General features: G+C 40.1%; 15 protein-coding genes. 8 read left to right on the top strand and 7 right to left on the bottom strand.

Annotation, left to right across the window (positions count from 1 at the left end; all coding sequences use genetic code 11):
* The first annotated feature begins 165 nt into the window (after nt 1-165).
* Nucleotides 166-1,647, top strand: a complete 1,482-nt coding sequence (gene cls / locus CD126_RS04055) for a cardiolipin synthase (RefSeq protein WP_049407313.1) — start codon at nt 166-168, stop codon at nt 1,645-1,647.
* 156 nt (nt 1,648-1,803) lie between these two features.
* Here the strand turns inward: cls and CD126_RS04050 are convergent, their stop codons facing one another.
* On the bottom strand, nt 1,804-2,697 hold the full coding sequence (locus tag CD126_RS04050; protein ID WP_049407310.1) for a fructose bisphosphate aldolase: 894 nt from the start codon (nt 2,695-2,697) through the stop codon (nt 1,804-1,806).
* A 649-nt stretch (nt 2,698-3,346) separates the two neighbouring features.
* Between CD126_RS04050 and CD126_RS04045 the strand changes: the two genes are divergently transcribed.
* From CD126_RS04045 to CD126_RS04030, 4 genes are all read left to right on the top strand, one after another.
* Entirely contained in the window at nt 3,347-4,981 is a 1,635-nt protein-coding gene (locus tag CD126_RS04045) for a BCCT family transporter (protein ID WP_002471436.1), read from the top strand.
* Between the two features lie 375 nt (nt 4,982-5,356).
* A complete protein-coding gene (gene betB / locus CD126_RS04040) occupies nt 5,357-6,850 on the top strand; it encodes a betaine-aldehyde dehydrogenase (protein ID WP_049407308.1) in 1,494 nt (497 codons plus the stop codon).
* Nucleotides 6,851-7,015: 165 nt separating this feature from the next.
* A complete protein-coding gene (gene betA / locus CD126_RS04035; protein WP_049407307.1) occupies nt 7,016-8,713 on the top strand; it encodes a choline dehydrogenase in 1,698 nt (565 codons plus the stop codon).
* A gap of 237 nt (nt 8,714-8,950) precedes the next feature.
* Nucleotides 8,951-10,255 (top strand): MFS transporter, encoded by a 1,305-nt coding sequence (locus CD126_RS04030; protein WP_103370070.1) that lies wholly within the window; start codon nt 8,951-8,953, stop codon nt 10,253-10,255.
* 248 nt (nt 10,256-10,503) lie between these two features.
* Here CD126_RS04030 and CD126_RS04025 read toward each other — a convergent pair whose 3' ends face one another.
* Together CD126_RS04025 and CD126_RS04020 are read right to left on the bottom strand one after the other, a co-directional pair.
* Nucleotides 10,504-11,448 (bottom strand): nucleoside hydrolase, encoded by a 945-nt coding sequence (locus tag CD126_RS04025; protein ID WP_049407303.1) that lies wholly within the window; start codon nt 11,446-11,448, stop codon nt 10,504-10,506.
* A 36-nt stretch (nt 11,449-11,484) separates the two neighbouring features.
* Nucleotides 11,485-12,168, bottom strand: a complete 684-nt coding sequence (locus tag CD126_RS04020) for an alpha/beta hydrolase (protein ID WP_049407301.1) — start codon at nt 12,166-12,168, stop codon at nt 11,485-11,487.
* Between the two features lie 228 nt (nt 12,169-12,396).
* On the opposite strand from CD126_RS04020, the gene CD126_RS04015 reads away from it, so the two are divergent.
* Nucleotides 12,397-13,467, top strand: coding sequence for a CapA family protein (locus CD126_RS04015; protein ID WP_049407298.1), 1,071 nt, complete (start codon nt 12,397-12,399; stop codon nt 13,465-13,467).
* Nucleotides 13,468-13,987: 520 nt separating this feature from the next.
* Nucleotides 13,988-15,655 carry an APC family permease gene (locus CD126_RS04010; protein WP_049407296.1) on the top strand — a complete coding sequence of 556 codons (1,668 nt, stop codon included), beginning with the start codon at nt 13,988-13,990 and terminating at the stop codon, nt 15,653-15,655.
* A 291-nt stretch (nt 15,656-15,946) separates the two neighbouring features.
* Here CD126_RS04010 and CD126_RS04005 read toward each other — a convergent pair whose 3' ends face one another.
* A complete protein-coding gene (locus tag CD126_RS04005) occupies nt 15,947-17,179 on the bottom strand; it encodes an ArgE/DapE family deacylase (RefSeq protein ID WP_103370069.1) in 1,233 nt (410 codons plus the stop codon).
* Between the two features lie 857 nt (nt 17,180-18,036).
* Between CD126_RS04005 and nagB the strand changes: the two genes are divergently transcribed.
* The gene (gene nagB, locus CD126_RS04000; RefSeq protein ID WP_103370068.1) at nt 18,037-18,768 is read left to right on the top strand and encodes a glucosamine-6-phosphate deaminase; all 732 of its coding nucleotides are present in this window, start codon (nt 18,037-18,039) and stop codon (nt 18,766-18,768) included.
* Between the two features lie 115 nt (nt 18,769-18,883).
* On the opposite strand, the gene CD126_RS03995 is transcribed toward nagB, so the two are convergent.
* From CD126_RS03995 to CD126_RS03985, 3 genes are all read right to left on the bottom strand, one after another.
* Complete coding sequence (locus CD126_RS03995; protein ID WP_049407291.1) at nt 18,884-20,263, bottom strand: TcaA 3rd/4th domain-containing protein; 1,380 nt, start codon at nt 20,261-20,263, stop codon at nt 18,884-18,886.
* Between the two features lie 16 nt (nt 20,264-20,279).
* Nucleotides 20,280-21,350, bottom strand: coding sequence for a zinc ribbon domain-containing protein (locus tag CD126_RS03990; protein WP_103370067.1), 1,071 nt, complete (start codon nt 21,348-21,350; stop codon nt 20,280-20,282).
* A gap of 276 nt (nt 21,351-21,626) precedes the next feature.
* Nucleotides 21,627-22,988 (bottom strand): FAD-dependent oxidoreductase, encoded by a 1,362-nt coding sequence (locus CD126_RS03985; RefSeq protein ID WP_049407288.1) that lies wholly within the window; start codon nt 22,986-22,988, stop codon nt 21,627-21,629.
* Between the last annotated feature and the right edge of the window lie 91 nt (nt 22,989-23,079).

Raw genomic sequence — 23,079 nt, 5'->3', positions numbered from 1 at the left:
ATTGAAACACTTTTAGGGAAAATATAGAATGAAAAGTAATCAACCTTGTAATAATGATAGAAGTTTGACGCTAAATGAGTCGGGTAGGAGAGCGCCTACCCTTTCTTATCAACTTCTTAATAAAAAGAGTTGTTACCAGATTAGAAATATAGATGAGGTGAAATTATGCAGATACTCTTTGATGCTGCAGTCAGCCCAGTTTATCGTGGTATATTGGCTTTCTTCCTCGTAATTAACGTAGTACTGGCCTTTATTATCGTCTTCTTGGATCGAGATCGACGTGAAGCCACATCGACTTGGGCTTGGTTATTCCTATTATTTATCATGCCTATTGTTGGATTCTTTGCATATATCTTCTTTGGACGTGCGGTACGTAAGAAACGTCAAACGAATACGTACTACAACCCCATTGATGATGATTTACATCGTAAGAACTATCAACAAGAGAATCCACAGAAATATATTCATGAAGCGCATAATCCTGTAGTTCGTAAACACAGTGATATCGTGAAGACCCTTTTAACGAAAGAAGCGTCGTTCCTCAGTCATAACAACCACATTGATGTGTACACTGATGGACACGATTTATATCGTCAAATGTTAGAAGATATGCGTAATGCGAAGACCTTTATACATATTGAAATTTACACACTTGAGCTAGACGGTTTAGGTAAAGAAATTATCGATGTGTTAGAAGAGAAGTTGGGGGAAGGGCTTGAAGTCAAGCTCCTCTACGATGCAGTCGGCTCTAAGACGATTCACAAATCGAAATTTAGCCACTTCCAATCGCTCGGTGGCCAGGTCGAAGCTTTCTTTAAAGCGAAGATTCCATTTATGAACTTCCGTGTGAATAATCGTAACCACCGTAAGATTACGGTTATTGATGGTCAGAAAGGTTATGTCGGTGGTTTCAACATGGGTGACGACTATTTAGGGAAAGGTAAGCTAGGTTACTGGCGAGATACGCACTTCCGTGTCCAAGGCGATGGCGTAGATGCGCTAGAGTTGAGCTTTATTCATGACTGGAACTCACAATCTCACAGGGAACAACTGTCATACAACGAGAAGTATTTCCCTAAAAATGCTTACGAAGATGGCGACAAGTCTATGCAGATTGCCTTGAGTGCGCCAAGTGACAATTGGCATCAAATCGAGTTCGGTTATATGAAGATGATTATGAACGCGAAGAAATCGATTTACATGCATTCACCGTATTTTATCCCAGATAACGGTTATATCAATGCCTTACGTATTGCGGCGAAATCAGGTGTCGATGTTAACTTGATTATTCCTTGTAAGCCAGACCACATGCTCGTGTATTGGGCGACAATTACGAGTGTGGCGCAGCTCATCAATGATGGCGTGAATGTCTATACGTATGAAAATGGCTTTATTCACTCTAAGATGATGGTGATTGATGAAGAGGTTGTCAGCGTCGGTTCTGCCAACATGGACCACCGTAGCTTCGAACTTAACTTTGAGTGTAATGCGTTTGTTTATGATGACAAAGTGGCGAAACATTTAATTGAGAAGTTCAAAGAGGACTTGAAAGTATCAGAGAAACTCACGAAAGAACGTTACGAACAACGCTCTACGTGGATTAAATTTAAACAATCGATTGCGAAACTCGCATCACCAATTCTTTAATAGGTGGCTTAAGGCTAGGGATATCCGTTTGTACGATATCCTTAGTCTTTTTGTTGTGGTGTTAAAAGTGGAGCGGTGCGTCGTAAATGAATAAAAAGTACAATATTAAAGCGGCTACCTCAAATGATGAGATAGCCGCTATTATTATGGCATCTATTATTGAACTTTGTTCACTGATGCATCGTAGATTGAATCGATTGTTTGACCTAAGATCTTGTCGAATTCTTCGTCTGATTGACTTACACGTAAGTCGTTGATTAAAGCACGAGAGAAGCTTGCGATTAAGTCTTTGTTTTGTTTAAGTACTTCGTTCGCATGTTCTCTGCTGTAACCACCAGATAAAGCAACAACACGTACCATGTTAGGGTGGTTAATTACTTCTTCGTATTGGTTAGCTTTTGTAGGAATAGTGATCTTAAGCATAACAAGTTGATCTTCATCTAATTTGTTTAAGTGTTCTAACACTTTTTTAGATAAATATTCTTCGATTTCTTGTTTGTGTTCAGCATTGATATTTACTTCTGGTTCAATGATAGGTACTAAACCTTTAGCAATAATTTGTTTAGCTACTTCAAATTGTTGTTCAACAACTTGGTCGATACCTTCTTTGTTGAATTCTAAAATGTTTGAACGCATTTTAGTACCGAAGATTTTATGGTCATTTGCACGGTCTAACAACTTGTCTAAATCAGGGATAGGTTTCATAAGTTGAACGCCGTTTTCTTCTTTATCTAAGCCTTTGTCGACTTTTAAGAATGGTACAACACCTTTGTCAGCGAGGAAGTCGCCAGTGTGTTTACCTTGAACTTCACGGTCCATAGTTTGTTCGAAGAGGATGGCACCGATGATTTTGTCTCCTGTGAACTCAGGGGATGACACGATACGTGTACGCATATCGTGAACGAGTTTGAACATTTCGTCATCATTAGAGTATTGATCTTCTTCAATACCGTAGCCTTTCAATGCTTTAGGAGTACTACCGCCACTTTGGTCTAATGCTGCGATAAAGCCTTTACCATTCTTCATTTTATCTAATTGTTCTTGATTCATTTCTTACTTCCACTCCTTTAGTTAATCTCAGTTATAGTATGCTAAAAATTCGGTCATAACGCAAATAGTAGCGCTTGTTTTTGGTGAAAATTTTGTGCTTTTTTCTAAGGTAGCGCTTTCTTTTTGGAAAGGTAGGTTGTGTGAGGTTTAATTGGGGAAATGCATGCCTTAAATTTGTATTTCTCATTCAGATAATTACCGCGCTAATTATATTTAAACTACTAAATCATCAATAGAAAGTTAGATCTTTGCAGTATAAAGAGAGAAATGGATTTAATGTCGAGAAGTTGTATAAAGCAAGGATTGAATGAGAGATTGAGCTGTTTTTTTAAATTTATTTATATACGATTTAAAAGTATAAATATACATACCTAGAAAACTATTAAGTCTGTTCAATCCGTTAAATCGTAACTTAACAAAGCGTTAACGGACGAAAATTCTCATGCTCTTGTACTTAGTTTTTATATAATTATTCATTAGGTTAGATACAATATTTTATGATGAACTTGCATTTTTATTTAATATTAGTTAGGCTCATGTCTGTACATACAAAGAAATATCTGCACAAACCACGAGGGCGAGTGTAGGTTAATCTATACCACTTTCATTCAAGATTTACACAAGATAGATATGTAAGGAGTGTTTAACTTTGAAAAAAGGGAAGGTCATGGACTGGACGACCTTCATAGGTACCGTCGTTGTACTACTTGTCGCGGTTATACCTATGATGGTCTTTCCAAAAGCAAGTCAAGATGTCATAACTCGAATTAACGATGCGATTTCGGGTTCGCTTGGGGCAGTATATTTAGCACTGGGACTGCTAATACTCGGATTTGTACTCTATATCGCATTTGGTAAATATGGAAATGTGACTTTAGGGAAAGCGACAGATCGTCCTGAATTTAATAACTTCAGTTGGGCAGCAATGCTCTTCTGTGCAGGGATTGGTTCAGACATCCTTTACTGGGGTGTTATCGAATGGGCGTTCTACTACCAAGTTCCGCCAAATGGAGCGAAAGGTATGACAGATGAGGCGCTTTCTTACGCCACTACATACGGGATGTTCCACTGGGGACCAATCGCTTGGGCTATCTATGTGTTACCAGCTTTACCGATTGGTTATCTCGTATTCGTTAAGAAGAAACCTGTTTACAAGATTAGCCAAGCTTGCCGTCCGATCTTGAAAGGTCAAACGGATAAGTTATTAGGTAAAATTGTCGACATTCTATTTATCTTCGGTTTACTCGGTGGTGCGGCAACATCACTCGCACTCGGTGTACCGATGATTTCTGCAGGTATCGAACGTCTAACGGGACTAGACGGCGAGAACATGGTTATGCGCAGTATTATCTTGCTGACAATTACTGTTATCTTTGCGATTAGTTCATATACAGGCTTGAAGAAAGGGATTCAAAAGCTGAGTGACGTCAACGTATGGCTCTCATTCTTATTACTTGCCTTCGTGTTTATCATTGGACCTACTGTCTTCATGATGGAAACGACGGTGACAAGTGTTGGGGACTTACTGAAGAATTTCTTCCACATGGCAACATGGCTTGAGCCATTTGGTGGTATCGGTGGACGTAAAGAAACGAACTTCCCTCAACAATGGACGATCTTCTATTGGTCATGGTGGATTGTATATGCACCATTTATCGGACTCTTTATCGCACGTATTTCTAAAGGTCGTACATTGAAAGAAGTCGTGCTCGGAACGATGGTTTACGGTACATTAGGTTGTATCTTATTCTTCGGTATCTTTGGTAACTATGCTGTTTATCTTCAAATTACACATGAATTCGATGTGATTAATTTCTTAAATCACCATAGTACTGAAGCGACCATCATTGAAGTAATGCATCATTTACCAATGCCAAGTATTACGATTGTACTATTCTTGATTTCAGCGTTCTTATTCTTGGCTACAACATTCGATTCTGGTTCATACATTCTTGCTTCGGCTTCTCAAAAAGTCGTTATTGGCGAACCATTAAGAGCCAATCGTTTGTTCTGGGCATTCGCATTATGTCTATTGCCGTTCTCACTCATGCTCGTAGGTGGCGAACGTGCATTAGAAGTACTGAAGACAGCATCGATTCTGGCAAGTGTGCCATTAATCGTCATCTTCCTCATCATGATGGTTTCCTTTATGCGGACGCTGGGTAATGACCGGATACGGTTACAACAGCGTGCGGATAAGCATAAAGAGATTGAAAGACGGTCTCTACGGATTGTGCAGGTTGCTGAGGATAAGCGTGACATCCACCACAACGACAACCTGTAGTGTTGGCTTGTGAGAAGCGTTTGCATTTGTTGTCAACTTTGAAAATAACTGGCTCGTTTACGGGTAGTAAACGTCACTGCGTTATTTTCTTGTTTCCTAAAATGCGAAACGCTTTCACTGCGCCAACGGGATAAAGAAAGGCAAGCGCTAGACTTATCCGCTAGTAACGCACACATTTTAAAAAATGAAATATGAAATAAAAGAGAGAAGCAGACGCGCGAATGAAGTCGTATCAACCATTTGAGACGCAGTTCTGCTTCTCTTTTACTATAAGTAACCACTACAACAGGCTTGACAGTTTAAAATTGCACATGCTAAGATAATCTTGAAAAATTCGTTAAATAAAAATTTAACAAACTTAACGGAGGTGCAGTTATGGACGTATTAAAAAACTTATCTCATCAACAATATATTGATGGTGCTTGGGTAGATAGCTCAAATAAAGCTACAAGAGACATCATCAATCCATATAACCAAGAAGTTATCTTCCAAGTTGCGGAAGGTACGGCTGAAGATACTGAACGCGCTATTCTTGCAGCACGTCGCTCATTTGAATCAGGTGAGTGGGCGAATGAAACTGCTGAGGAACGTGGTAAGAAGGTACGCGCAATCGCTGATCAAATCAAAGAACATCGTGAAGAGCTTGCACAATTAGAAACGCTAGACACTGGTAAGACATACACAGAATCACTTGCAGATATGGACGATATTCACAATGTGTTTATGTTCTACGCAGGTCTCGCTGATAAAGAAGGCGGCGAAATCATCAATTCACCTATCCAAGGTACTGAGAGTCGCGTCGTGAAAGAACCTTTAGGTGTTGTAACACAAATCACACCTTGGAACTATCCGTTGTTACAAGCATCATGGAAGATTGCGCCAGCATTAGCGGCAGGTTGTTCACTCGTAATGAAACCTAGTGAAATCACACCGCTCACTACCATTCGCGTGTTTGAAATGATGGAAGAAGTGGGCTTCCCTAAAGGTGTCATCAACCTCGTATTAGGTGACGGTTCTGAAGTTGGTAATCCGATGTCATCTCACGAAGAGGTTGACCTCGTATCATTCACTGGTGGTATCGAAACTGGTAAGCACATCATGAAACAGGCGGCAGATCATGTCACTAATATTGCGCTTGAGTTAGGTGGTAAGAACCCTAACATCATCTTTGACGATGCAGACTTCGACGTGGCAGTAGACCAAGCGCTTAACGGTGCTTACTTCCACGCTGGTCAAGTATGTTCAGCAGGTTCACGTATCTTAGTTCACAACGATATTAAAGATAAATTTGAAAAAGCACTTATCGATCGTGTTAAAAAAATTAAATTAGGTAATGGCTTTGACGATGAGACAGAAGTAGGTCCACTCATCTCTCAAGAACACCGTGATAAAGTTGAAGGTTACATGGAAGTTGCTAAACATGATGGTGCGACAATCGCAGTGGGTGGTAAACGTCCTGAACGTGAAGACTTACAACAAGGTTTCTTCTTTGAACCTACAGTGATTACAGATTGCGATACGTCAATGCGCATCGTACAAGAAGAAGTCTTCGGCCCAGTCGTTACTGTCGAAGGTTTCTCAGATGAAGAAGAAGCAATCAAACTTGCAAATGATTCAATTTACGGCTTAGCAGGTGCGATTTTCTCTCAAGATATTGGAAAAGCACAACGTATTGCTAGCAAATTGAAACTCGGTACAGTTTGGATTAATGACTTCCACCCATACTTCGCACAAGCGCCATGGGGTGGCTACAAACAATCAGGTATCGGTAGAGAGTTAGGTAAAGAAGGACTTGAAGAATACCTCAATACGAAACATATTCTTACAAACCAAGCTCCAGAAACTGTCGATTGGTTTAATAACGACTAAGCTACACTGATATTCGTAACACAATGTGATAGCACCACAAGAAGGTTGTAACGTGTAAGATGTTCTGTTAAAGACTTCCGTCGCACGTTCAACCTTTCATTTTAAAAATATAAACAAGCAAAGTAACGTAGAACAGCGTATTTCACTAGGAGGGTTATAGAAAGTATGGCGAATCAACACACAGACAAGCAATATGACTATATTATTATCGGTGGCGGTAGTGCCGGTTCAGTACTCGGTAACCGCTTGACTGCAGACGGTACGAAAGAAGTGCTCGTTCTTGAAGCAGGACGTAGTGACTATCCTTGGGATTTACTTATTCAAATGCCAGCAGCCTTGATGTATCCATCAGGTAATAAATTCTACGATTGGATTTACTCTACAAATAAAGAACCACATATGAATGGCCGTAAAGTTTCTCACGCACGTGGTAAAGTACTCGGCGGTTCAAGTTCTATCAACGGTATGATTTATCAACGTGGTAACCCAATGGACTACGAAGGTTGGGGAGCACCTAAAGGTATGGAAACTTGGGATTATGCCCACTGCTTACCTTACTTCAAACGTTTAGAGACAACATTTGGTGCAGAGAAGAATGACCCAATCCGTGGCTTACATGGTCCGATCAAGCTCAGACGTGGACCTGCAAAGAACCCGTTATTCCAAGCGTTCTTTGATGCAGCAGTTGAAGCGGGTTATAAAAAGACGCCGGACGTCAATGGTTTCAGACAAGAAGGCTTTGGTCCATTCGACAGCCAAGTCCATCATGGTCGTCGTGTGTCAGCTTCAAGAGCCTATTTGAGACCCGCGATGAAACGTCCTAACTTAAATGTTGAAACACGTGCATTCGTTACACGTTTAAACTTCGAAGGTCGTCGTGTGACAGGCGTAACTTACAAGAAAAATGGTAAAGAACATACAGTGAATGCGAAAGAAGTTATCCTTTCAGGTGGCGCATTCAATACACCACAACTTCTTCAACTCTCAGGTATCGGTGATTCAGAGCATCTCCGCTCAATCGGTATTGAACCACGCATCCACCTTCCTGGTGTCGGAGAGAACTTTGAAGACCATCTTGAAGTCTACATTCAACACGCTTGTAAGAAACCTGTGTCTATGCAACCAAGCTTGAATAAACTCAAGATGCCACTCATCGGTTTACAATGGATTCTAGGCCGTAAAGGTGCAGCTGCATCGAACCACTTCGAAGGTGGCGGTTTCGTCCGTTCAAACGATGATGTCGACTATCCTAACTTGATGTTCCACTTCTTACCATTAGCGGTACGTTATGATGGTCAGAAAGCGAAGACAGAACATGGTTACCAAGTTCACGTGGGACCAATGTACTCTAATTCACGCGGTAGCTTGAAGATCAAATCTAAAGATCCATTTGAACATCCAGATTTCGTCTTCAACTACTTATCAACGAAAGAAGATGAGCGTGAATGGATCGAAGCAATCAAAGTTGCACGTAATATCCTATCACAACCTGCTCTTAAACCATTTGATGCAGGCGAAATTTCTCCAGGACCTGATGTACAAACAGACGAAGAAATTATTGAATGGGTTAAGAACGACGGTGAAACAGCATTACATCCATCTTGTAGTGCGAAGATGGGACCTAAAGATGATCCAATGGCTGTTGTAGATCCACTCACTATGAAAGTTTACGGTATGGAGAACTTACGTGTCGTTGACGCATCTGCCATGCCACGTACAACAAACGGTAACATCCACTCTCCAGTGTTGATGTTAGCTGAGAAAGCAGCAGATATTATTCTAGGAAAAGAACCTTTAGCACCTCAATATGTCGACTATTACAAACATGGGGTGCATGATGAAGATGCGGGTACTATTCAATAGAATAGGTCAGTTGTAAAATAATGAACGATGAATCCCTCTGACGAAGTGTTATCAGACGCTTTGTTGGAGGGATTTTTCACGTTGTAAAAGGGAGGAATGATTACTTTTTACGTAAAAACTGATACAACATGATAACTTATTCATAATTGACAGCGCTTTCATTTAAGGTTATTGTAGTTTTATACATATAGAAAGATTAAGAATTCTCAGTAAATTGACAAACAAAGGGTGGGGAACATGAAAAAATATCGTTATGTCATCATCACGATGATTGTACTCATGACTATGATTAACTACATTGACCGTGGTTCAATTTCGTATGCCCAAGCTGACATTATTAAAGAATTTGGTTTCGACAAAGTCGCATGGGACTCAATTCTTGGTTATTTCGGTTATGGTTACATGCTCGGTTCATTATTCGGGGGTATCTTATCAGATAAGAAAGGACCTAAATTCGTTTGGATCGTCGCAGGTACGTTATGGTCTGTATTTGAAATGGCCATGGCTTTCGCAGGTGAACTCGGACTCGCTGTCTTCGGTGGTTCAGCACTTGCAGGTTTCGGCGTCTTACGTGTCCTCTTCGGATTCTCTGAAGGGCCGTTATTCTCTACGATGAACAAGACGAACGCGAACTGGGCTGCTCCGAAAGAACGTGGCTTACTTTCAGCATTAGGTTTAATCGGGGTTCCACTAGGTGCGTTAATCACAGCGCCTATCGCATCATTCTTATTATCTGTAACAACTTGGCGTGTACTATTCATATTAATGGGTGCGCTCGGTATCGTTTGGGTGATTATTTGGAGTAAGATGTTTACGAACTATCCAGAAGATCATCCAAAAGTATCGAAAGAAGAGTTGGCAGCCATCCGTTCGACTGACGATACATTCTCAGGTGAGAAGACAGTGGAAACGGAAGATAGTTCTAACGAACGTTGGTATCACTTCTTCAAGAGTCCAACGCTTATCTGTAATACAATTGGTTACTTCGGCTTCCAATACATCAACTTCTTAGTCTTAACTTGGACGCCAAAGTACTTACAAGACGAGTACCACTTTGAAATCCATTCACTATGGTATTTAGGTATGATTCCTTGGATCGGTGCTGTCTTTACAGCTTACTTCGGTGGTCGTTTATCTGACTGGTTACGTACGAAGACAGGAAACTTATGGATTGCACGTTCAGGATTATCGATCTTTGGTATGATTCTTGCAGCGATTTGTTTCTTGATTATTCCTACGACAAATAGTGTACCGATGATTATGTTCTTAATGATGTTAGGGGTAGCATTCCTCTTCTTACCGAATGCGGTATACTGGGCTGTCGTTATTGATACTGCACCTAAGAATGCAGGTACATACGGAGGTATTACACACTTCTTCGTTAACTCAGCGACAATTATCGCGCCAACGTTAACAGGTATTCTCGTATCATCTTATGGCTATAAATCAATGTTTATTTCAGCTGTAGTATCAGCGGTGATCGGTATTGTGGCGATGATCTTCGTTCGTCCAGGTTATAAGAAGATGAGTAAGCAAACCTAATATCTTATTAGTAAAATGAAAGAGGTCCTTGATTGAGTCTGAAATGGCTCAATTAAGGACCTTTTAGTGTGGGGGGGAAAGTACTATATTGTTTTTATTTAACGACTTTCCCTTGTTTGAGAGTAGGACAGAAATCTGTGATTTCGATGTCCTTCCCCCGCGAGGGTGACTAGAGTTCGAGAAAGCGATAGCCATCTCGAATTCAGACAGCTACCGCGTTGGGCTACATTCAACTAATTTCTCTCGTTTTATTCTGCTTTTTTAGCTAAATCGGTAATGTAACGGAAGAAGTCGTCACGATCTACATCATCGACGACACCTACTAAACGACCGTCCGTCTTATCGATATACGTGCGACCTTGGCTTGGACCTTCTATTACCACCGATGCTTTGACCGTATGTTTATGAGCGAGGGAAGCTTCGTCGGTATACGCGGTCGTGAGCACATCCCATAAGAAATAAGTAGAGTTGGTTTGGAAGTGTGTTAACGGTGGCATCGCAGCGTAGCTCACTCCTAGAAATTCGACGCCAATATACTGACGTTCACGTGCCCACATTTGACGCACTTCCCACGTTAAAGGAACTTGATTCGTGCTTTCTAATGCGACCATATCGATTTCGATATCTGAGTTAAAGACCGTTGCGACAGCTTCGGGATCCCAGAATGCGTTCCACTCTGCAGTGCCGTCATGTTCAGGTTCTTCGACGTTACCTTTGTCGAGGAAGGTGCCGCCCATCCATACTAAACGTTCGATTTGTGAAGTGATGGTTGGGTCTGCTGTGAGTGCTTGCGCTAAATCAGTTAATGGACCAGTAAATAGCAATGTTACCGGTTCTTCGCTCTGTGTTACTTTATCAATAATATCTTGATAGGCTTCTACATGCGTTGTGATATCCTTGTCGTTAGTTTCGTAATGTTCATTTAAGACGGGTAGTGCATCTACGAAGAACGCATGCATGCGCCACTCTTTTGGAAAAGGATTCTTGCCTCGTGCTTTCGAAGCGGCCACTTCAATAGGTTGGTGGCCGAAGCGTTGAATAATTTTTTCCGATGCACTGACGGCAGGTTCAATGTAACTATCCGCACCAATCACGCTAACACCAATTAACTCAATTTCTTCCATTTGAAGTAATAAAAATAATGAAACTAAATCATCTACGCCACCATCGTGGTTAAAGTATACCGGTTTCACTTGTCGTTCTCCTCATATGTTCGACTTACGATTCTGTTATAAAGAATGATTACGAATCCAGTCTACCATATGATCGAAGAACGGCATATCGGGTTCAATCGCTACCATGTGGTCAAGCTTGGCGGGTGCAAGTAAATCAATTACATCGCCCTCGTTCTGTTCAATATAATCGAAAGTTGTATCGATGAGTACTTTGTCATCGTCTACCCCATGAAGGATAAGCGTAGGCACATTTAGAGGTAAACGTGAAAGAGGTGAAGCTTGGTATAATGTCTCATCTGACGCATCACCAAAGTATTCAAGTGCTGCATCGTCACCGAGATGATGATCGTGTGTGAATTTCACATCTGTCACTGGACCGAGTGCCACGATGTAGTCGGCATATTGCGCATTGTTGAACGCCAGTTGACCTCCAACTGAATGACCGATAACAGTGAGCTGACCTTCTGCAGGGAAGTACTCAGACGACTTGAATGTTTCAAGCGCTTGTTGCACATCTGTTTCTGGCGTTGGCCACGGGTGTTCACCACGACGGTATTCAATATTTACGACATTGAAGCCGAGATGAACGAGTTTTTCCACAAAGGGATGCATCTTTTCTACGCCAATACGTTGACGCCAATAGCCACCATGCACGACAGCTAACCAATTTGCATTATCGTCAGTCTGATAAACTTCAATAAATTGTTCTTTGTGATTTCCATATGTTAAATATTCCACTTATTCGTCACTCCTCGATTAATTCATTCTTAGTTCTCATTTTACCCTACTCCTCAGCGCAAGAAACTGTAGGCTTTTTTAACTATTTTCATAAAAAGACTATACTTATTTTATGTTTTTGTTATATTAAGGATAAGATTTACTTTTATAAAATATATAGAAAGCGAGATAAAGTTAATGAGGAAATTATTTACTTCAATCATATTATTTGTTTTGTGCATAGGCGTCATGGGTTTTTCTCAAGCATGCGCGAAAGATGATGAGATCTCTGTAGAAGCAGTGGGAGACAATTTGATTCACCCAGCGGTCTACAATGATGCCCGCCAAGTCGATGGTTCTTATGATTTTAAACCGATGTATGAACCTTTGAAGCAGCGTATGTCATCAGCAGACATTTCCTTTATCAACCAAGAATCGCCAATGGGTGGAGATGACAAGCCTTTCCATGGTTTTAAGCGTTTTAACACACCAAGTGCAGTGGCAGGAGACATAATCGATACAGGTTTCAACCTCGTCAATGGCTCTAACAACCACGCGCTCGACCAAGGGATGAGTGGTTTGTACAATGAGCTCAGTATTTGGGATCATTTGAAAGACCAAGCGACCTACACAGGTACATATCGTAGCCAGAAAGAGCGTGACCATATTACGGTAAAGAACGTCAATGGTACGAAGGTGGCGCTCGTCAGCTATACATATGGCACGAACGGTATCCAGCCAGATCACCAATATAATATCAACCGTTTCGATAAAAAGCTCATCAAGAAAGATATTGCGCAAGCGAAGAAAGTCAGCGATGTCGTGATGGTGTCAGCCCACTGGGGTAAAGAAGGCACGCATAAGGTCACTGATAAGCAGAAAGACTACGCGCATTACATTGCCGATCAAGGTGCAGATGTCATTATCGGTACACATCCTCACGTCATTCAACCTATGCAGTGGATGAAAGGGAAAGACGGTAATAAGACACTTGTTGCGTACTCGTTAGGTAACTTCCTTAACGGCCAAGCGACAGGCGATGAGAACAATATTCTCGGCGGTAACCTACACTTTGATTTAGATAAAAATGCGAAGACGAAAGTGAAGAATGTGAAATGGCGTGCAGTCGTGACACATTATGAGCCTCAGAACGCGAAGACACATAAAGGTAAAGCACACTTCAAGATGATACCGCTTGAAGATTACAAAGAGAAACAAGCGAATAAACATCGTCTCAATTATAAGAAAGGTAGCCATGTGAGTGTGGATCGACTTAACGATATTAATAACGACACAATTGACGAGAAATTCCGTAAGTAAGAGCGTCATGTTCGGCACATTTATCTACAATAGAATAGACAAATGATGAATTATCATGATTTGAGTTACATGTTTTGAAGTAGTATGCGCAAGAACTTTTACTGTTTTGATGCGTATACTACTTTTTCTATTTAGATTTTAGTTAAAAGTGTAAAATTCACCCTAGATAACTTATAAAAACGCTATAAACACTGGCGCTCTAGTAGTTTGAAAGATATTTTAATTTGTAAAAGCGCTTACAATGAATGCACTTTAATGCATATTTTAGTAACGTGTAAAAATTATCTATTATAATGCTGACAACAAGTGTTTAAGCGGGCTCCTACATAGTTGAAGGATATGCATTCAAAGCCATTATTTAGTATATTAATACAATGGAATGAATAACTCATCTGCTATGGACGTTGATTTGACGATATTGCGTTTTAGAGTATAATAGCAAAGTATGCAATGCATTGTATAATCGTTAACGATTCGCAGTGCCTTGACTATCATGAATATAAAAGAAATAGGAGTTATTATGTCACAAGATAAACACAAAGGTAAGATTAATTTACCGCAACTTATATTACTCGGACTCGGTTCGTTAATTGGTTCGGGCTGGCTCTTTGGTGCTTGGGAAGCATCATCTATAGCAGGACCAGCTGCGATCCTCTCATGGATTATTGGTTTCATCGTTATCGGGACAATCGCATATAACTATATCGAGATTGGTGTCATGTTCCCGCAATCCGGTGGAATGAGTAACTACGCGCAATATACGCACGGTTCGTTACTCGGCTTTATCGCTTCATGGGCGAACTGGGTGTCATTGGTTACTATCATTCCGATCGAAGCAGTATCTGCTGTTCAATACATGAGTTCTTGGCCTTGGGACTGGGCGAAGTTCATGGGTCATTTAATGCACAATGGCCAAATCAGTACCGTAGGATTAATCGCTGTTTATGCGATTATCGCGGTCTTCTCATTACTTAACTATTGGTCAGTGAAACTTTTAACATCATTTACAAGCTTAATTTCAGTATTTAAATTAGGTGTGCCATTATTAACGATTATCATGTTAATGTTATCTGGTTTCCATACAGGTAACTATGGTCACTCTATTAATCAGTTTATGCCATATGGTAGTGCGCCAATCTTTGCGGCAACAACTGCCTCAGGGATTATCTTCTCATTCAACGCTTTCCAGACGATCATTAATATGGGGTCTGAAGTGTACAAACCTGAGAAGAATATCGCACGTGGCGTAGTGATTTCACTCGTGATCAGTGCCGTGCTTTACATCATCCTACAAAGTACGTTTATCACGTCTATGCCAACAGGTATGTTACACGAACATGGTTGGAGTGGTATTAACTTCAACTCACCATTCGCTGACATGGCGATCTTATTGAGCTTGAACTGGCTCGCCATTCTGCTTTATATTGAAGCGGTGGTTTCACCATTCGGTACAGGTGTGTCATTCGTAGCTGTCACAGGCCGTGTGTTACAAGCGATGGAACAGAATGGTCATATTCCTAAATTCTTAGGTAAGATTAACAAGCAATACAACATTCCACGTATTGCGATTGCCTTTAACGCGATTATCAGTATGGTGATGGTAACGTTATTCCGTGACTGGGGTACGTTAGCCAGCGTAATTTCAACAGCAACGTTAGTAGCCTATCTTACAGGTCCTACGACGGTTATTGCTTTACGTAAAATGGGTCCTAAGCTACATCGCCCATTCAGAGCAGGTATGTTGAAATTTATGGCACCATTCTCATTCGTCTTGGCTTCACTTGCTATCTATTGGGCTATGTGGCCAACGACAGCAGAAGTTATCTTTATTATTATTCTCGGTTTACCGATATATTTCTTCTACGAGTATAAAATGAACTGGAAGAATACGACGAAACAAATCGGCGGTAGTTTATGGATAATCGTGTACTTAGTGATTCTTGCATTACTATCATTCATTGGTAGTAAAGAATTCAAAGGTATCAACTTAATCCATTATCCATATGACTTCTTAGTCATTGCGATTGTTGCGTTAATCTTCTATTACATTGGTTCATCTAGTTACTTCGAAAGTAAATATTATAAAAATGCACAAAAAATCAATAAGAAAATGCGTAAGAAATTACGTGAAGAACGTAAACGTGAGAAAGCAGCTAAAAAAGCTGAGAAGAAGGCACAAAAAGCATAATTTAAGTGCGATGCACCTCATAGTTGGAGCGCACACTCCAGCTGTGGGGTGTTTTTGTATGTTGAGCGGTGTGGAGAGAAGAGGGGAGAGATCCAATATAAGTTCATTGTAGAAAGTGTCTGGGGTATTATCGCTTTCGTCTGCGGTAGAAAGACGTTCACCTTAACTCAATTTCGATGGCGGGAACTATCGACATACAAAACGCCCCTCACTACATCATATAGCGAGGGGCGTTTTACTTCATATTAAGAGAGTTAAGATATTGAAAAATAAAGTAGCTTATTTAACACGTTAGCTATTTTCAAGATAAGTCGTAAAGAGCTCTACATAATACTCAGTGAAGTCGAGATATTTATCTTTACGCACACATTCATCGATTTGATGTGGGTTCTCACCAGGACCAAACACGATGAATGGGAAGTTCTCATCTTTGTCGCGTAGTAAGTTAGACGCATCAGTAATCGCAACAGTTGGTGCTGCTTTGAAATTATCATTGAACTTACGATCTGCGATGGATTTACCATATTTCACAAGGTCATTGTCACCATTCGTAAGCACAGATTCCAAGTCAAGATAAAGATCGCTTTCAAGGTCAGCACCATTTTGGTTGTGTTTATCTAACGTCTCGTTAAAGAGTTGTTTCACTTTCTCATTATTGTATTCTGGAATTGTACGAATATTGAATTCAGCTTCTGCAGTGTCAGGTACAGAGTTGACTTGTGTACCGCCTGAAATGACTGTGTTACTAATCACTAATCCTTCGATAACGTCTTTGACATATTCTGGATCGATAGATTGAGGAAGTTGTGGCGCAAGTTTATCGTACATACCACTTAAATTGAGCGACTGACTGCGATTACCTTTAATAATTTGATGGTAAGCGTCGTCGATATCTTTAACGAAATCAATAAGCGGTAGTATCGCATTTTTACCAATTACAGGCATAGAACTATGTGCAGCGTGCCCTTTAGAGATAATGCGGTAGTCCATGGAACCTTTGTGAGCAATTACGAGCATGTTCTGACAAGGTTCAGCGATAACTAGGGCGTCAACCTCATCCATTTCACCAGCTTCGTACGCTTTCTGTGAACCGAGCTGTGCTTTCTCTTCACCTGAAGTCGCGATAAATTTAATGCGACCTTTCTTCAGTAAATCGTTCTCTTTAATCTCAATCATTGCGATGGCTAAAGCAGCAAGCCCTGATTTCATATCAGCTGCACCGCGACCATATAGCATGCCGTCATCTTCTGTTAGAGTAAAAGGATCGTACGTCCACTGTTCGTGCTTACCTTCAGGAACGACGTCCATATGGCCAGAAATACCAAGTACTGGTGAACCTTCGCCAATTTCGGCAATTAAGTTTCCACGATGCTCATCTAGTTCTTGGATACGAGAATCAATACCATGTTGTTTGAAGAGGTCCTGTAAGTATTGACATACCTCTAGTTCGTTATCATTCACTGTATTTATTGCCACAATGTCTGATAAGATCTGCACCTTTTCTTCATTAGAGAAAGTGCTCATACCTATCACTCCTTTGTTAAGCTATTTCAAGTATACTAGTTGGGTAAAATTGATGTGAAACATATTGCTTGTGACAACAACTTTTATAATAAAAATATTAATGCGTAAACAGAATAGTTAGTTAGGGATGTGAGGGTTCGAGAATAGAGTGTGCAGCATAGAGTACGAAGGTTATGTAATTGCGAAAACAAGACAGAAAAATACAGCCGAGGTAGAAACATGGATGAATAAAAAACCTCGACTGCATCTTTACGATATTGAAAAAGAGTTATCAGTCACTCAGTTGAAATTACTTATCTTGGAAGCCACCTGATACAAATGGAGCAAGAATTGATTTAATTACCGCAATAATCTTTTTGACCATATCAGTCACCTCCCTAAGAGTATTTCAACTCTGTAATAAAGGTAACACTAGATTGAAGCGGTGTGGGGAATAGTCCGTAGATGATTGTTATGAATGCATAACTGTTAAAATTTATATTTAATGAAATGCGCAAGTGTACGTTGGTGGAGGGCGAGGTTGTGACTATAATTATTTGTGAAAAGTATTTTCAAAATCATTAGTTATATTGATTAACAATTTCATAAACGGTATATTTAAAGTAATCGGAGGTGGCGGGAAGTTAGTGTTGAGTTTGTTTAAGAAACTTATATACAGCGTCTCATCTTAATATATAAGACATGTTAAACGTCGCAGTAGCTGGCTGAATTCGAAAAGGGTAGATTACCTTTTTCGAAATCTAGCCAGCCTTGCGGGGGAAGGACAACGAAATCAAGTAGATTTCTGTCCTTCTTCCAAAAATGAAATTGAAGAATATTTAGGGATTTAATGATAAATTAAGGGAAAAGGTGATTTTATGAAGATATTGAATATGGGGAACAAGCGTGTAGCAAGTGAATACGCTGCAATTGAAATTATTAAACAAGTAAAAGCACATCCTCAGACGACGTTAGGATTAGCTACAGGAGACACGATGTTAGAGGTCTATCCTGACTTAGTTGAATTGATCAACTTGAATCAAACGGATTTATCTGAGGTGCATACGTTCAATTTGGATGAGTATGTAGGCCTAGGTGAAGGCGACAAAGATAGTTACCATACGTATATGCAGGAGAACTTATTTAATCATAATTCAAGCTGGGTCACTGAGAATATCCACGTGCCGAACGGTAAAGCAGAGGATATTTCCCGGGAAATTGAAGATTACGAAGCACAGTTAGAAGCGGAAGGCCCTGTCGATATTCAGCTACTAGGTATCGGAGAGAATGGGCATATTGGATTCAATGAACCAGGTGCTTCATTTGAGAGTAAAACGCGTGTAGTAGATTTAACAGAATCTACAATTAATGCGAATAAAGTTCATTTTGAACGTACAGAGGATATGCCGACACAAGCCATTTCTATGGGCTTAGGTTCTATTATGTCAGCGAAACGTATTATTCTTCTAGCGTTTGGAGACAAAAAAGCGAATGCGATTCAACAATTGATTGAAGGCAAAGTTTCAGAAGCGCTGCCAGCTTCAATTTTGCATCAACATGATAATGTGGAAATTCTCGTTGATGATACGATTTACCAACAATTGGAGTAAGCAACAATAAATTAAAAATCGTACCATAATTAAAAGCTCGTAGATGCCGTTTCAAGCGATCTACGAGCTTTTTTTAATTTTAACATCGAAATTGGAAACTACTTTTACCTAAAGTTTAATAACCTGAGGAAACTTCTTCTCCATCTTCATCGTATTCTGTGACATAACCATCATCTGCATCAATCTTGTATGATCCAGCGAGGTCGCCATCTTTATCCGTGAAAGAGAAGCCCCAAGTGTCGCCATGCTTCTCAGGTTCTTGGTAAGTGTATTCATCAGTATCTAGCTTATGACCTTCGTAAGATTCAACTTTATCGATGACATTGTCACGTGTCACTGATGTATGACTTGAACTAGAACTACTGCTGTCATCATCGTCGTCATCGTCATCTAACTTCTTGTCTAGCTCTTTCTCTTCGTGTTCGTCAATCGCATCGTCGTCGAAAGTGAGCTCGACAGTTGTTGACTTATCGCCACCGCTAGGGCTTGAGACGTTCTCAGTGTTAGATTTGAATACTTTACCCTCGACTTTTGTAGTCGCATATACTTCGACTTTATCGTCTGGGGAGTAAGGGCCGAATTCTTCATCTTCATATTCATCAAAGTCACTTTGTTCTTTACCATTGATGTAAAGTTTGAGTGAGTCAGAGTCGTATGAGCTTGAGTCAATTGAGACTGTAAAGCGTTTTTGTTTAAAATTCGTCTCGGCTTGTGGCTCATTAGCTGACATATCAATTGAAAGTCCGCCTTTAAATTTCTTACCATCGACGTCTTGTTGTGCTTTAAGGTCATAAATACCTAATGGGAAAGAACCTAATGTTTTAGTGTTCTCTTCTGTCAGGTTGGATTTACGCGTTTTTTCATTATACTCATATTTCAATTCGCCTGAGTCGTCAGGATCAATTGTCACTTGTTGTTTAGGAACTTCGAACGCGTATTTTTTGAAAATGCCATACTGCTTACCATCACGTTTCACATTCATCACGTTTTGATCGCCTGAAGAAACGCCCATTTGATGGTAGTTATGCTTGGTCATCTTCTTACCAACAGTCTCTACTTCATCGGCAATGCGTGATGGACTGTCTTCTTGTTTGATATATCTGTACCAAGCTTTCGTTTCAGTCTTAGACAAGTGTTTACCGTCAGACTTTAAATGCTTAGACAAATCTCCAGTCTTACCTTTTCGAATATCATGCGCAATCGTTTCACTTTCTTTTTTAGCAGAAAGCTGTGAACTAATGATTTTATAAGCAGCGAACAAAGCAGCTAGGATTAATACGATAATAATTAAGATAATCCAGAATCGTTTGTTCGAAGATTTAGATTGCGAACGTTGTTGATTTGAATCATGCTGTGATCGATTACGGTCGGTTGTATCTTGGTTGTGGTTCGATTGTGTGTCTGAGTGACGCTTTGAGTTGAGAGGCTTCCCACATTGGGTACAAATCTTCTGCCCCTCTTTGACTCGTGCACCACAGTTACCACAGAAATTCATAAGATACCTCCTTTAATTAGTAACCATAGTCGTTAGATGACTGATTGAATAGTTCGTTCAGTGATTCTGAAGCTTCTCCGATAAGTCCAGTGAGTATGCTTTCAGCTAAAATACGTAAAATAAGCGCAATGATAATAAAATAGATGAGTATTGCATAGATTACTGGCATACGTAGTTGATGTTGATGACTATTCTTCGTCAGCAAGTATACAGGTGTCACCATAAGCATTAATAATGACAATATAAGAACTGTAATTGAGATTGAAAATGCGTGCATGCACATTAATAGACAACCTATAAAGAATATAAGTACAGGTAAGGTATTAATTAATACGAACTCTGATAAAAATTTCGTTAATGAAATTTTTACATTAATCATAAGTAACAATAAATATGTCACAAAGAATAAGACAACTAAACCGATGAGTACATAGAATACGAATTTGATAACTGCTTGTCCTTTATCAACATCAAATTCTTGTAACAGGCTAGTTGGGAATATAATTCCAAGGAATATCGCCATAAGTATGAATCCAGCAACTAACAATGTTACTAGTGTTTTAGCGCTAAATGATTTAGAACTAGAAATGATTTGGTCAGGTCGCGTAAATGCCGTTCTAAAGAAGTCTTTCATTTCGTTAAATATATCTGTTGAGTGTTGCTTGAAATCAGCCCCTTGAGGTTGTTGATTCTGAGAAGATTGTGAATTTGTGTGGTGATTCTGAGTTGGTTGTGAGTTGTTCTGTTGCTGTGAATTATTCTGATGAGGTCGCTGTTTGTATGTTGCTTGCTGATTGTCTTGAGGTTGATGATCTTGCGCTTGATGATTCTGTGATTCGGAACGTGCCTGATTAGAGGTTGTTCCTTCTTGATCGTAGCGATGCGTTGCGTGTTGCTCGTTGTCAGTCTTTACTAGATGCTCTTTATGTTCTTGAGATGTGTTTGAAGTTTCTGCTTGAGTATGTGCTTTGTCTTTATCAGTAGAAGAAGCGGATTTATCTGTAGACGGGTCTTTTAACTTTGTCCCACATTCGCCACAGAAGATATCTTGTTCATCTACTGGCTGTCCACAATTTGGACATTTCATGTCAATCACCCCTATTTATGTAAAATGATATTCAAAAATATGGTAACACAAAATAATAGAAAATAAGATGACTTTTCATAAAAAAGTTGGTAAAATTAAGAAATTTTTAATAAACGGAGATATCAGTCAGTGTGAATTTAAATTATATCGTGTGTTTAGGGGAGTTTTATGCAGAAAGGGGAAAGGGCGGTGAATTTTACCTAATCAAAAAAAGAGACCAAATTGAAAAGTGAATTCAACTTGGACTCATAATTTATATAACTTTCATCTACTCAACTAGAAGAGCATTTGGTCACTACCGAATGTGTCGCCTAACGCTTCTTGAGCAAGTACGTTGAGGTAGTTCCAAGGTCGGTCGAAGTCAGGTTGGAAGAAGAAGTCGACCATCGCAAGTTGTTCGAGTGTCCAACCTGCGTTAATAGCAACAGAAAGTGTGTTGATAGATTCGACCATATCTTCTTTAGACATCAATTGACCACCGAGAATGCGATGACTGTCTTTGTCGTACATAATCTTCATGTGAACAGTTGCGTCATCTTGCATGAATTTCGGTCTGATCGGTTCTTGAACGAATGTTGCGCCAAGATTGCCGTCATAACTATCCGCTTCCGTCTCATGAAGTCCTGTTTGACCGAATTTATAGTCAAAGAGACTTAAGCCGGACGTACCTGACACTTTCGGCATCTTCAATTGTTTACCGGCCATATTTTTAGCTGCTATCACACCTTGACGGCGAGAGTTAGTCGCTAGGGCAATATAGCGTTCTTCATTAGTAGGTGCGTAAGGGATAAGTGTTGCGTCACCACCTGCATATACGTCTTTGGCAGATGTTTGAAGATGTTCATCAATATTAATTACACCTTTGTCACCAAGTTCAATCTTACCATCTAACCATTCTGTCGCAGGTTTCACGCCCACTGCGAAGATCACTGTGTCAGCTTCGTACGTGTTTTTATCTGTTACCACTTGAGTGATATTACCGTCGTTATCACCCTCGATACGTTGAACGTACTCGCCACCGACAAAGTCGAGACCATGTGACTTAGCGTTATCTTCAAGAATACGCGTAAATTCTTCATCTAAATATGTCGCAAGAATACGGTCGTTTACGTCGATAACTTTCGTATCAATGCCTGCTTGCGCAAAGGCTTCAGCCGCTTCGATACCGATGTAGCCGCCACCAACGACAACGGCTTTCTTCGCAGCTTGCATACGTGCTTTGATTTCGCCAGCCCATTCACGACCACGCATGAAGTAAACACCTTTGTAATCATTGATACCTTCAATTGGTGGGGCAACCGGTTCGCCACCTGGGCTTAAGAATAATTTGTCATAGCTATATTCTGTAGATTTGCCATCTTCATTAACTGAAATCGTCTTATTGTCTGTATCTAAATCAACCACATCACTATTGATGTGAACATTAACGCCTTGTTTAGCGTAAGAATCTGCCGTCGCATAGTGGAGTGAATCAAGTGATGGGGAGATATCTTCTAAGTAGCTTTGAATACCGCAAGAGAGGAAAGAAGGTTTGTCGCCACGTTCGAAGAGATGAATTTCTGCTTCTTTATCTTCTTTCAATAATGTTTGAACAACTTCAAATCCTGCGTGAGAACTTCCTACTACAATATATTTCATAAAGCAACCTCCTTTAATGCTTCATCAACGTTCATAATGTCTTACGTTATTTATTTAAACTATCTGATGAGAGGTCAAACACAGGAAGCGT

It is taken from the genome of Staphylococcus pettenkoferi, assembly GCF_002902685.1.
GTDB classification, from domain to species: Bacteria; Bacillota; Bacilli; order Staphylococcales; family Staphylococcaceae; genus Staphylococcus; species Staphylococcus pettenkoferi.
This window is presented reverse-complemented; position numbering and strand designations above follow the sequence as displayed.

Coding starts and splice junctions, on each gene's coding strand:
- cls (WP_049407313.1), top strand. CDS start 166: ATGCAGATACTCTTTGATGCTGCAGTCAGCCCAGTTTATCGTGGTATA.
- CD126_RS04050 (WP_049407310.1), bottom strand. CDS start 2,697: ATGAATCAAGAACAATTAGATAAAATGAAGAATGGTAAAGGCTTTATC.
- betB (WP_049407308.1), top strand. CDS start 5,357: ATGGACGTATTAAAAAACTTATCTCATCAACAATATATTGATGGTGCT.
- betA (WP_049407307.1), top strand. CDS start 7,016: ATGGCGAATCAACACACAGACAAGCAATATGACTATATTATTATCGGT.
- CD126_RS04030 (WP_103370070.1), top strand. CDS start 8,951: ATGAAAAAATATCGTTATGTCATCATCACGATGATTGTACTCATGACT.
- CD126_RS04015 (WP_049407298.1), top strand. CDS start 12,397: ATGGGTTTTTCTCAAGCATGCGCGAAAGATGATGAGATCTCTGTAGAA.
- CD126_RS04010 (WP_049407296.1), top strand. CDS start 13,988: ATGTCACAAGATAAACACAAAGGTAAGATTAATTTACCGCAACTTATA.
- CD126_RS04005 (WP_103370069.1), bottom strand. CDS start 17,179: ATGAGCACTTTCTCTAATGAAGAAAAGGTGCAGATCTTATCAGACATT.
- nagB (WP_103370068.1), top strand. CDS start 18,037: ATGAAGATATTGAATATGGGGAACAAGCGTGTAGCAAGTGAATACGCT.
- CD126_RS03995 (WP_049407291.1), bottom strand. CDS start 20,263: ATGAATTTCTGTGGTAACTGTGGTGCACGAGTCAAAGAGGGGCAGAAG.
- CD126_RS03990 (WP_103370067.1), bottom strand. CDS start 21,350: ATGAAATGTCCAAATTGTGGACAGCCAGTAGATGAACAAGATATCTTC.
- CD126_RS03985 (WP_049407288.1), bottom strand. CDS start 22,988: ATGAAATATATTGTAGTAGGAAGTTCTCACGCAGGATTTGAAGTTGTT.